This window comes from Oleiphilus sp. HI0061, from assembly GCF_001635675.1.
Genome location: NZ_LWFE01001050.1, coordinates 1 through 11,334 on the forward strand (window position 1 = coordinate 1; position 11,334 = coordinate 11,334).

Consider the following 11,334-nt stretch of genomic DNA (forward strand, 5'->3'; position numbering starts at 1 on the left):
TTGTTTAATTGGACGCAACGAAAGTGACGGCTATAAGCGCTACGCTCATATCGGCACAGGTAACTTCCACGAGAAGACCGCAAGGATTTATACCGACTTCTCTTTATTTAGCTGCCACGATGAAATTACCGCCGAAGTAGAAGACGTATTTAACTTCATTCGCTTCAGCTATAAACATTATCACTTCAAACACCTTATCGTCTCGCCAAATGATTTCCGGCCACGTGTTCACAAGTTGATTGATCGTGAGATAAAGCACGCCGAGAAAGGCCTGACTGCCGAAATCATGCTGAAGGTCAATAACCTGGTCGATGACGAAGTCGTTGGGCACCTCTACAAAGCAAGCCAGGCTGGCGTAAAAATTCGCATTATTATTCGTGGCATGTGCACCCTTTTACCCGGCGTTAAAGGTTTGAGCGACAACATCAAAGTTATTAGCATTGTCGATCGTTTTCTGGAGCACCCACGTGTGTCGATATTCTCCAACCAGGGCGAGCACGAGATTTATATCTCATCTGCAGACTGGATGACCCGCAACATCGACCACCGTGTTGAAGTAGGCTGCCCGGTTTACGACAAACAGCTTCAAAAGCAGATTCTGGATATCTTCGAGATTCAATGGTCAGATACCACCAAAGCGCGAATCATCGATGCGAAGCAGACCAATCAATATAAACCACGGGGTAACAAACGTAAGATTCAATCCCAACTGGCGATTCATGATTATATCGCCAAGCTTGAGAAGTGAGGTCATTGGTGCTTGCTTGGGTTTTAGCCTATTACAGGTTAGTAGGAGAGGGCGGAATGGCGGCAAGTTGGACTCTCGGCCCTTCCACACTGTGCCTTCCCGCACCACAACTCCGTCATTCCCGCGCAGGCGGGAATCCATTGTCTTGAATAGAACGCAGCATTTGAAACCGTCGTAGTAATCGAATTAATAAGGTTTGGGTCAAAAACAATGGATCCCCGCATGCGCGAGGATGACAACGGTGGGATATCATAACGTTAGGGGGTAAACATCTAATCGCGAACCGGTACACTTTGGCGTACATCCGACCAAAATCAAAACAAGTACCTATGTCTCGAAATGGCACTTTCCAGTCCAGACCTTATCAACGAGCTAGACCAGTTTCAAAAGATTGGAGAACATTAAAGCCGTGCAAACTAGCAGAGCCTTATTGCTGTTTTTTGAAAGGCAAATAAGTACTCGCATCCTCATAATAAGCTTCGAGCATTTCATTTTCTTTGCTAATAAATTCCGCAACGGGCTCTCGAAACCCTTCTTCAGCCAGCCAGTGGTTTGAGTAAGTATAAGTCGGACGAAAGCCTCGTTGGATTTTATGTTCACCCTGAACTCCGGGGTCAAACCTAGCCAGGCCATTCGCGATACAGTATTCAATCCCTTGATAGTAACAAAGCTCGAAATGAAGATTATTAGCCTCTTCGATACAGCCCCAATAACGACCGTACAAGGCATTATCGCCCTTAAAATTTAATGCACCAGCAATGTACTCGCCATTTCGCTTTGCCATCATCAACACAAGATACTCAGGCATCTCTGAAGCAATACGCTCAAAAAATGATGGCGATAAATAGCCACCATGACCGCTACGTTTGGCATAGGTGATTTGGTAAAAGTCATAAAAGCTACGCCAAAGCTCAGCGTTTATTTCCCTACCTTCCCATACCTCTACTTCTATTCCTTGCTGGGAAATACTTGCACGTTCTTTCTTAAGATTTTTTCGTTTTCGTGAGCTAAAAGAGGCGAGAAAGTCATCAAAACTCTGATAGCCCTCGTTCGTCCATTGAAAGTGCACAGCCTTACGCTGAAGAACCGGAGGCTTGAAGACTGTCGATAGTTCTGAACCAGGGAATAACAGATGCCAACCCGAGTAGCCTTGCTCATGACAATGCTTTGGAGCAAAGTCATGCAAGGCCGTAATCACGGCGCTATGATCAATACCCTCTCGTATAAGTATCCGTGAACCGGTAATGGGGGTGAAAGGAATGGCTGAAACTAACTTGGGATAATAAGCCAATCCATATTGATGGTAAGCATTCGCCCAAGCATGGTCAAAGACGTATTCACCATAGCTATGCTGCTTAACATAGCTAGGAACAGCGGCGACCAATGTATCGCCCTGATAAGCCATGAGGTGATGCACCAACCATCCTGAGCATCCACCAACCGCTTGTGTTTTTTCCAAGGCATCGAGAAAGTGGTAGCGCACAAAGGGGTAGCCCTCACCTGCCAAGGAATTCCAGGCCTGCTCTCCCACCTCAGCAATTGAGGTGACGTAACGGAACTCAATAGTCATCCTGTTGCCACACTTATTTAGCTGAAAGCAAAGTATCCAATACTTTGTCTACCTGCTCAAACATCGTTTGTTGCGCGCTTTCCGTCGGATGAATACCATCGTCTTGCATCATACCTTCAACACCAGCAACCCCTTCCAATAAGAAGGGAACTAAGGATAGATCCATTTGCAATGCCAGGTCTGAGTATATATTCGCAAAGGCTTTGGTATAACGGTCACCATAGTTAGGCGGTATCTGCATGCCTAGCAATATTACTTGGGCTCCAGCCTCTTGTGACATCACTGCCATCGCTTCTAGGTTATTACGAATCTGCCTAACCGGGGTTCCTCGTAAACCATCGTTTCCGCCAAGTTCAATAATGACGATAACGGGCTGATGAGTTGATAAGGCCTTACCTAAACGATAACGGCCACCGGTAGTGGTATCACCGCTGATACTTGCATTGATCACGCGATAGTTATCGCCCAGCTCACGCTGCATCAGCGCTACCCAGCCCTTACTCTTATCCAAACCAAAGGCCGCGCTAATACTGTCACCCACCACTAGAATGCTTGCAGCCTTTTGAACTGGAACAGTATTTTTTACCGGTAACGGTTTTTCTATTTCCGCCGCATACGTTAAGCTGCTTAGTAGAAGCAGGCAGCCAATAATAAAATAACGACCTAGCTGCATGTGCATCGCAAACCCCATTCTGTTTAGACAACTATTTTGTGATTGAATATGCCTGAAAATAGCACTCAAGAAAATCTCCTACTGAAACTCAATAATGTATGTAAGTCGGTCAATACCGGTTCAGAACAGCTTGATATCTTGCAAGGCATTCAACTTGAAATCAAGCAAGGAGAATCTGTCGCCATCGTTGGCGCGTCAGGTAGCGGCAAATCAACAATGCTAGGAATTATGGCCGGGCTTGATGAAAGTTCATCAGGCGAAGTCTACCTCTTGGGCGAAGCGTTACACCAGTTAAATGAAGATCAACGATCATCTGTCAGAGCAAAGGGGGTAGGCTTTGTCTTTCAAAGCTTCCAGCTGCTTCCCGGCCTGACGGCCTATGAAAATGTCAGCCTGCCGATAGAAATGTCTGGCAGGTATAACGCCCGCCAAACTGAAGAGAAAACACTAGACTGGCTGGACAAGGTTGGCCTGAGCCATCGAATCCATCACTACCCTAAACAGCTTTCGGGTGGTGAACAACAACGTGTTGCTATCGCTCGAGCCTTCTCTTCTGAACCAAAAATATTGTTTGCAGACGAGCCTACCGGCAATCTCGACAGTAATACAGGGCAACAAATTGTAGAACAGCTTTTTTCCTTGAACTCTCAGTTGGGAACAACCCTTGTACTCGTAACGCATGACGAACAACTAGCTAAGCGCTGCGCCCGAACCGTACGCATGAGCGATGGCCAGGTAAAGGAGCTAAATGCTTAAGATGAATACAAGCACGCAAGGCCTCAGTTTCCTCAAACTTATTCGTCTGTCCCAGTCTCTTCTCAGACGAGAAACCCGTTCGGGGCAGCTCACCTTAATCATCTTTTCTCTTATTCTAGCCGTCACCGTCGCTACCATTATCAGTGTATTCAGTGCGCGTATGGAAGCCGGCATGTTGGCAAAGTCTACCGAGCTGCTTGGCGCCGACCTGCGCATTCGCTCCAGTCAAGAAATCCCGGCCGGGTTCGAAGAACGTGCGCAACAAAGCGGTTTATCAACCAGTACCACCTTGGAGTTCCCAAGTGTTGTGGTGGTAGGGGATGAAATGTCTTTGGCCGCCGTTAAAGCCGTCGATGATCATTACCCTCTTAAAGGTAAGGTTATGACTAGCTTGAGTGCCTTCAAGCCCGGGGAGAAAAGCCCAACAGGACCACCTCCTGGTAGTGTATGGCTAGAGTCTCGCTTACTGACGCTACTCAATGCAAAAATAGGCGACACACTGGAACTGGGCAAACAGAATTTCACCATAGGTGCACTCATCACCCAGGAAAGTGATCGCGGTGGAAACTTCTATAGTTTGTCCCCACGCCTGATGATGAATATGGCTGACATCGAAGCAGCTGGGCTTATTCAGACTGGGAGTCGCGTTACTTGGCGCTTATTGCTTGCAGACCTTCAAGACAAACAAGCTCAGACCGAGACGACTCAACTCAAGGGCTCGCTTAACTCAATTGACCAATACAAGGTCTGGCTGAAACCTCTACTCAGTGACAATCAAAGCCTGGAGTCATTATCAGATAACAACCAGGCGCTTGCCGCGGCACTCGATAAAGCACGTAGCTATCTTTCCTTAGCGGCCATTCTCGCGATTCTACTTGCGGGTATTGCCATTGCGATGGCCGCTCAAAACTATGCCCAACACCACTACGATACCAGCGCACTGTTAAGAACCTTGGGCGCCAGTCGTCAGCAAGTACTGTGGCTTTTTAGTCTGCAGTTACTGATTCTCGCCTTCATCACCACGCTCATCGGCCTAATGCTTGGCACCCTGATACAGGAACAACTTTCTTCCTTGCTAAGTATCCTATTTATCAATGACTTGCCTACCGCACCTTGGTCAGCTTGGGCTATTGCGAGTATTACGGCCCCGGTTACTCTACTGGGCTTTGCGCTACCTCACCTGATTCAACTAAGTCGCGTATCGCCACTTAGAATCCTGCGCCGTGACCTTGAGCCGATGAGCATTAGCGGAAGACTAATCTACGGCATCGCGCTCGCATGTATTCTCTCGTTATGCTTATGGTTTACCGGCGATGTAAAGATGTCTCTCGCAGTGATTGTCGGCGGATTGGTGACCCTTATCCTGCTCTCATTTGGTTTACGAGGAATACTTAAGCTTTTAGATAAAATCACACCTTCAGCACGCTTCAATATTTATGTGCGTTTCGCCTGGCGACACCTCATGCGCAACAATCAAAGTGCCAGCACTCAAATCTTGGCATTCGCGATGATATTGATGGTCATGCTAGTCATTAGTGTTGTAAGAAATGATTTACTAAATGACTGGCAACGCGGCTTACCCGAGAACGCGCCCAATTTCTTCGCTATGAATATACAAGCCTATGAATCGGATAGTTATAAAGCGGCACTCGAAGAAACCGGCTTCAAGAACTACCCGCTCTTTCCTATGGTTCCAGGGCGATTAACGCATATCAACGAACGCTATGTTCATGATGATGAAAAACTGAGTGAAGACCCGGCCCTTCAAAGAGATCTGGCGCTCACATGGAGTGAACAACTACCCGAAGGAAACAAAATACTGGAAGGTGTTTGGATAAATGATAAAAAGTCAGATGCGGCGAGCAAACAAGTTTCTATTGAATCGCGTTTAGCAGGGAGATTAGGTGTAAAGCTTAACGACACGCTTCGCTTCGAGGTGGCCGGACAAAGCTTCACAGTGACCATTACTAGTATTCGCAGTGTCGATTGGGGAACACTTAGTCCTAACTTTTATATGATTCTATCTGAGGCAGCGCTCCAGGACCTTCCGCTTAGTTACTTAACCAGTTTTCATGTCCCTTCTGGCAGCGAGGCAAAACTTACTAAGCTCATCCGCGAGTTCCCGACCATTACCTTACTCGACATGAGTATGGTCTTTACGCAAATTCAAAGTTTGCTCAAGCAAGTCAGCCTCGCTGTTGAGTACTTACTTATCCTAGTATTGATCGGCGGTGTGTTGGTCTTACTGGCGACCATTTATTCAAGTATCGATGAGCGAATATTACAAGGTGCAATTTTACGGACACTCGGCGCTAACCGAAAGCAGCTTCGCCTTAATCAGTGGAGTGAATTCGCTTTGTTAGGCCTCATGGCAGGTATTCTGGCCCTGCTGGGTACTGAAGCAATCTGCTATAGCTTATATCGCTATTTACTCGACCTAGACTATCAAGTGCAATGGCATCTTTGGGCATGGCTACCCATTAGTTCAGCCTTACTGATCATGTGTTTAGGAGGATTGAGTACAAGGAAGGTGGCTAGTCATTCGCCAGTTAGTGTACTTCGAGACAGCTAAGCACCGGGACAAGTCATTTGATGAAGCCATGAAGAATGAATTCTACCGAGGCATGGAAGTCGCTGCCGCATCAGGAGCCTTAGACGGCGCACAGGGGTTTACCAAAGGTCAGGGCAAGCATGGGCAATTTTAAAAGCTGAATAAGGAAAGCACGCCTCCTCATTCAGCCTTTTAACGTCTTAGCTTATTTTAGTAGTTCTTCACTTCAAACTGGTCATCCGAAGGCTTTGCGGTATAGCGACCTTCTACCTGATCCCACTCATAATCATTCCCCATCATAACCTTAATGCGGTTATCTGAAGTTCTGGCACTGGCGGCATCGTACCCTGTGTCTTTGCGTCTTCCCCACCAGTTAATCGTTACTTCTTCAGGCTCAGCATTATTCATTGACTGGAAGTACCAGTGACGTGCTTCAACATGTTTACCGGCAATATCCCATGAATTCAGATACCAAAAACGCAAGTGGTTGAGGTTAACAATACTCTCCAACGGCGTGTTTTGGTCGCCAATCCATAAGTCATATATCGCCGATGACTTATACCATTCTACTGTGACATCCTGGTCGGCTATCATATCGGAAATGTACCAACGCGTTCGTTCGCCCACCCAGTCGTTCTGGCCGTCGCCGTTTTCATCACCAAGATAGCTTTTGCCATTTTTTGACCAGAAGGGGTCTAGCAGTGCAATACGGTCGGGCATAACATTATCAGACAGAGTGCCCTCATTAATCCCATCATTAATCTGCTTGGCCACATAAACAGCTAATTGGTTCCCCAAAGAGTGGCCTGCAAATCTCAGGTTTTTGTTATTGTTAGCCAGTACTGCTGTGATTTGCTCAAAAGCGATTTCACCGACCGACTTGTTCGGTGCCTGTGACGTGCTGTAACTACCGTCATCTAGCCGATAACGCATACCTTTTGGGCCATTAGCACTCCACATTTTGGCTTCTGCATCTTTGACTTCAGCTTCATCGGCAAACTGGTTCCAGTAAAATACGCCAACGTTCCAACCCCTTTGCTTCCAGGATTTATGCGAGAGTGAGTTGCCATTGTTGGCGAAGGTAAAGTCTTCGCGGTCATAGCCATCTTGCGAAGAGCCATTCTGCCAGCCATGGAAATAAATAACCGTTGGCTTCGAGTCGTCATAGTAATTACTAATGGTTTCGTTAATCGTGCCATCAGCCTCAATTGCTTTGACCTGATTCTCTGCGCCATTTTGCACCCTAGCCCAGTGCAGGCCATAGTCTAGAAATTCCTCTCCAGCCGCTAATGCGATATCAGAACAGGCAAGCGTCAGGCCTAGTGTCATGACCTTGAGTGGATGAGTATTAAAGAAAGATTTAGGTTTCATAATTTCCCCGTTTTTATGTTTGTTTTGGGTACTTCTTATTGTTCCTTTAGTGCTACAACACGCCACCTTCTTGTGGCGAAACTACAGACTAAAAAACAAATACTTAGAAGGCTTTGGCAAAAATGGGCAAACTAGGTTGTTTAGGTTAAAAGGTATTTATTCGGGCTGGATATTCGAATTTTAGTTGGGTTGTTATTTACTCTGACTCGTTGACTTTCGCACGATCAACCTCGTGCTAACCCGCCTGCGAGCCGTGGAAGGCTCTGCCTACAGATTTGGAGACCACCGCCCCTTCGTTCAAAGCGTCTTCAGTAAATCTGACTGATAATCTTCGATGCTCACGCTCAAACCCAAGCTTTGTATTTTTTCTTCCAGTTCGCGTAAGTCAGTTTTTAGCTGATTGATAGTGAGCGTATTGTCATCCAGCTCATATACCTGAATAGAAGCTTTCAAGTGATAATATTTGATGATAAACGCTTGGTGATTGTTCTGTTCCAACGCTTGGTTTAAGGCTTTTGATTTTCGGTAAATTGCATTGAGCTCTTGTTTAAGCTGCCAGACATACCAAACTTCCGACATAAACGGCGTATTCCGGTTTCGGTATAAAGTATTTAGCACAAGCGCTACGGCAGACACTACACCCACCAGATTCAGAACGAAATTTGAACCTCCAGGTTCCCCAACTAAATGAATCAGTAGGGTTGATACGCTAAGCGCGATCGCCAATAAAGCAACAATGCTTCCAGCAATCACCCAGTTAAGGTGCTTTCGATAAGTTGTTTTATCAATATTCTGTAAATTCATATTCTTCTAACTAAAACCTCTAAATATTCAGTCTCAAGATAACAACAGAAACTTAAATAAAAATGGCGGCCAAAAAGGCTAATAATATAAGCGCTGTAACCGGTACAGAGATACCAGAAAAGTATTGTATTAGCTTTGGCCCTTCCGTGACTTTCACAGCACTGAAGGCTTCTTCAGCATTTCTATATACCTCAGCTTTTAACTCAATGGGAGCACCTGTGATAATTTTTTCCCGAATCTCTTCAAGTTCTTCCAAACTCAAAAAATTCAAGTAAGGCTCGTTCTCACTATAACTCAGGATAATCGAGCGTATTTGATCACGATGAGAGTCTGGGGTACGAGAACAAGCGTTACAGACCTCAAAGGCTATAGCCTTATTCTCACCGCAATAAATACATATACTTATCATAATATCGTCATTGGCCTTGTGCTAAGAGAGTACTATATGAAAGGAACAGCCAGCCTATCTTGGAAGATAAGCTAGCTTATTCTGGAATGCCTTAGCCTAATGCCCGAAGCTCTTCATAAGACCTTTAAGCTTGTCACCACCTTTCTCTTCAAGTTTCTCCATCAGCTTCTCTTTAGCTTTCGCTTTCAGTTTTTCCGTCTGCTTTGCTTTAGCTTCTTTGATAAGCTTATCAAGTATTTGTTTACCCATAGCCTGAGCAAGTTCCTTTGGAGGAAGGCCCGCACTTCCACCTACATTCGAGACAGCAAAGGTGGGGAGAGTTTCATCATACTTTTTCTGGCCAAGCGCACTCAGATCTAACGCTAGTTGCGTATCTTTGATAGTTAGCTTCTTGATCACGATGCGCACGTCGGAGTCTGCACCCGACTCTTCCTTAGTCTTGTCAGCACTGCCGCTTTTTCCTGAGTCAGCACTAGCCTGACTGGTAATCTGCTCAAGCAATACATTTAGATTACCTTTTCCTTGAGCATTCAATTCATACAGTGCCGAAAGTGAATCAACCAAGACTTCCCCAATGACAATCGGCATTTCAGTGATATTCTCTGTACCAATATCCAGGCGCACGATACCAAAACCAAGAGCTGACGTCGGGGTAAAGCCATTAGGGTTAGCGACAGAGAAATCGCTCAACTCACCAAAACCATCCATCAACCTGATATCAACACCCTCTACAACAACAGCGCTTTGTAAAGCCTTGCTGCCATGCGTTTCAACCTGCTCTTTAACGATGTCATTGAGTGAGCCGGCCAGGTAAGCAACACCTGCGACGGCGATTAGTATAATTATCAAAAGTGGTAATAGTATTTTCTTCATAAAGGTTACCTATGGCTGTTGTTGCTTATCTTTTAATTCGTTTTCGCGCTGATTGTGCCTTAATCTGGCCTTAATCACTAACTTCATTTTATGCATTCGATGACCACTGATGAATAATGCGATGGCTATCAAGCCTAGCACTCCGTGACCCGCCAGAGCCTGGCTTCCAAACTCCCGATACACGACATAGTCTTCGATTTGGCCGACAAAGCCAATCATTATGACAAAGCTCAAGAAAATTGCGATAAAGGTCGGTGCGCTGTGCGCACCGGCGGACTCCTTAAGCAGGCGCTTTTCGAGCCTGCCTTAATACTCCACTCGCTCTCCCCATGTTTTAATGATAGGAATCTCTCCCACCCAAACGGGAAGCACCAAGTCTTCAATGTCATCATTTGGGCCGCCCTGTCTTTGTTTCACTGCCCCTTCGTCGATGTCCATCCTGAGTAGTGATGTTGCCTGAAGTTCCTTTTCATTGGGTTGGCGAATTTGTTTCCAACGGCCGGTTTCGAGCTGTTCAACAAAGTGCTCATATGCGGCAAGCTGTTGCTGTTCATCTTCCACCAATTCAAAGTAGCCAAACAGTACAGCCGAACGATAGTTAGCACTGTGATGGAAGCCCGATTTCGCCATTACCCAGGCATTTAATTCAGCGAAGGATACACAGGCTTCGAGCCCACTCGTGAGTTGCTTAACCAGGCGACTGCCTCGACTACCATGGATATAAATCGCATTGTCGACACGCCAGCAAAGCATCGGGATAGACATAGGTTTACCTTCGGGCGCAAAGCAAATATGCGCCAGTTTTAGCTCATCAATCAAGGGGTATAAGTCGCTCTGTTGGTAACTGGCTCGTTTTGCTGCTCGCTTTATTTCAGAGCGCTGCGTTTTCTTTAAGGTCACCTCTATTCTCCTTTGTTATATAAAGATATTTCCTATCGCACTCGTATCTCTGTGCTTGACTCATGCTTAGTCTGAATCAATACTGGCCCCACATTAAGATCCAATAATTAATTTCTGGTGGTACCAATTTGAGCACTGAAGAATTTGACTCGTTACGTGACTTTTCTTTTTCTGGCACCGAGACACTGCAACATCAGCTGTATCAGGGGGTCAAGAACAGAATATTAGATGGACGATTAGTCTCAGGGAGGCGATTACCTTCTAGCCGTGCGCTGTCGAGTATTCTTAAGGTTAGCCGAAACACGGTTTCGGGCGCCTTCGAGCAACTGAAAGCTGAAGGCTACCTGCAAACGAAAAAAGGAGCGGGCCACTATATTGCGACCAATCTTCCTGATGATTATCTCAATGCTCAAACGAAGAACATCATGCGATTTGAGTCAAAACCAACCAAGATGCCGCTCTCTGATTCTGGAAAAGTCTTGCTCGGCGACAACAAGATCAGAGTCTATCGCAACACCAGTTTCGAAGCCGGTTTACCTGACCTCAAAGCTTTTCCCATCAAAAAATGGGGGCAAATATATCAACAACAAAGCCAGCGTATCGCCTTGCTTGGATATGATTCATTACAAGGTTCGTCCTACTTGAGAGAAGTGCTTGCCAGCTACTTAAAATCTTCACG

The 11,334-nt window shown here is 45.9% G+C and carries 12 protein-coding genes; 4 read left to right on the forward strand and 8 right to left on the reverse strand.

The genetic code is table 11. The features are described 5' to 3' along the window. Window positions 1-748: phospholipase D-like domain-containing protein (locus A3735_RS14055; protein ID WP_369820531.1), on the forward strand; the 748-nt coding region annotated here is incomplete at its 5' end. Between the two features lie 427 nt (window positions 749-1,175). On the opposite strand, the gene A3735_RS14060 is transcribed toward A3735_RS14055, so the two are convergent. Together A3735_RS14060 and A3735_RS14065 are read right to left on the reverse strand one after the other, a co-directional pair. Beyond that, window positions 1,176-2,318 (reverse strand): GNAT family N-acetyltransferase, encoded by a 1,143-nt coding sequence (locus A3735_RS14060; protein ID WP_068515347.1) that lies wholly within the window; start codon window positions 2,316-2,318, stop codon window positions 1,176-1,178. Between the two features lie 13 nt (window positions 2,319-2,331). Beyond that, window positions 2,332-2,997: an arylesterase gene (locus tag A3735_RS14065; RefSeq protein WP_231882555.1), complete on the reverse strand. Its 666-nt coding sequence runs from the start codon at window positions 2,995-2,997 to the stop codon at window positions 2,332-2,334. Window positions 2,998-3,039: 42 nt separating this feature from the next. Between A3735_RS14065 and A3735_RS14070 the strand changes: the two genes are divergently transcribed. Then, window positions 3,040-3,747, forward strand: coding sequence for an ABC transporter ATP-binding protein (locus tag A3735_RS14070; RefSeq protein ID WP_068553431.1), 708 nt, complete (start codon window positions 3,040-3,042; stop codon window positions 3,745-3,747). Continuing rightward, window positions 3,740-6,319 carry an ABC transporter permease gene (locus A3735_RS14075; protein ID WP_082880375.1) on the forward strand — a complete coding sequence of 860 codons (2,580 nt, stop codon included), beginning with the start codon at window positions 3,740-3,742 and terminating at the stop codon, window positions 6,317-6,319. Before A3735_RS14070 ends, A3735_RS14075 begins: the two co-directional genes overlap by 8 nt. A gap of 189 nt (window positions 6,320-6,508) precedes the next feature. Here A3735_RS14075 and A3735_RS14080 read toward each other — a convergent pair whose 3' ends face one another. The 6 genes from A3735_RS14080 to A3735_RS14105 all read right to left on the reverse strand — a co-directional run bounded on the left by A3735_RS14080 (window position 6,509) and on the right by A3735_RS14105 (window position 10,655). Next, window positions 6,509-7,669: a cell adhesion protein gene (locus A3735_RS14080; RefSeq protein WP_231882556.1), complete on the reverse strand. Its 1,161-nt coding sequence runs from the start codon at window positions 7,667-7,669 to the stop codon at window positions 6,509-6,511. A gap of 297 nt (window positions 7,670-7,966) precedes the next feature. Then, entirely contained in the window at window positions 7,967-8,473 is a 507-nt protein-coding gene (locus A3735_RS14085) for a DUF3087 family protein (RefSeq protein WP_068513612.1), read from the reverse strand. A gap of 52 nt (window positions 8,474-8,525) precedes the next feature. Then, the gene (locus tag A3735_RS29710; RefSeq protein ID WP_156490508.1) at window positions 8,526-8,729 is read right to left on the reverse strand and encodes a hypothetical protein; all 204 of its coding nucleotides are present in this window, start codon (window positions 8,727-8,729) and stop codon (window positions 8,526-8,528) included. A gap of 249 nt (window positions 8,730-8,978) precedes the next feature. Then, window positions 8,979-9,755: a hypothetical protein gene (locus A3735_RS14095; protein ID WP_068513607.1), complete on the reverse strand. Its 777-nt coding sequence runs from the start codon at window positions 9,753-9,755 to the stop codon at window positions 8,979-8,981. Between the two features lie 9 nt (window positions 9,756-9,764). Further along, window positions 9,765-9,989 carry a hypothetical protein gene (locus tag A3735_RS14100; protein ID WP_156490509.1) on the reverse strand — a complete coding sequence of 75 codons (225 nt, stop codon included), beginning with the start codon at window positions 9,987-9,989 and terminating at the stop codon, window positions 9,765-9,767. Window positions 9,990-10,061: 72 nt separating this feature from the next. Continuing rightward, a complete protein-coding gene (locus A3735_RS14105; RefSeq protein WP_197469914.1) occupies window positions 10,062-10,655 on the reverse strand; it encodes a pyridoxamine 5'-phosphate oxidase family protein in 594 nt (197 codons plus the stop codon). Between the two features lie 128 nt (window positions 10,656-10,783). Here A3735_RS14105 and A3735_RS14110 point away from each other — a divergent pair. Beyond that, window positions 10,784-11,334: GntR family transcriptional regulator (locus A3735_RS14110; RefSeq protein WP_156499662.1), on the forward strand; the 551-nt coding region annotated here is incomplete at its 3' end.

Coding starts and splice junctions, on each gene's coding strand:
- A3735_RS14060 (WP_068515347.1), bottom strand. CDS start 2,318: ATGACTATTGAGTTCCGTTACGTCACCTCAATTGCTGAGGTGGGAGAG.
- A3735_RS14065 (WP_231882555.1), bottom strand. CDS start 2,997: ATGCACATGCAGCTAGGTCGTTATTTTATTATTGGCTGCCTGCTTCTA.
- A3735_RS14095 (WP_068513607.1), bottom strand. CDS start 9,755: ATGAAGAAAATACTATTACCACTTTTGATAATTATACTAATCGCCGTC.
- A3735_RS14085 (WP_068513612.1), bottom strand. CDS start 8,473: ATGAATTTACAGAATATTGATAAAACAACTTATCGAAAGCACCTTAAC.
- A3735_RS14080 (WP_231882556.1), bottom strand. CDS start 7,669: ATGAAACCTAAATCTTTCTTTAATACTCATCCACTCAAGGTCATGACA.
- A3735_RS14075 (WP_082880375.1), top strand. CDS start 3,740: ATGCTTAAGATGAATACAAGCACGCAAGGCCTCAGTTTCCTCAAACTT.
- A3735_RS14070 (WP_068553431.1), top strand. CDS start 3,040: ATGCCTGAAAATAGCACTCAAGAAAATCTCCTACTGAAACTCAATAAT.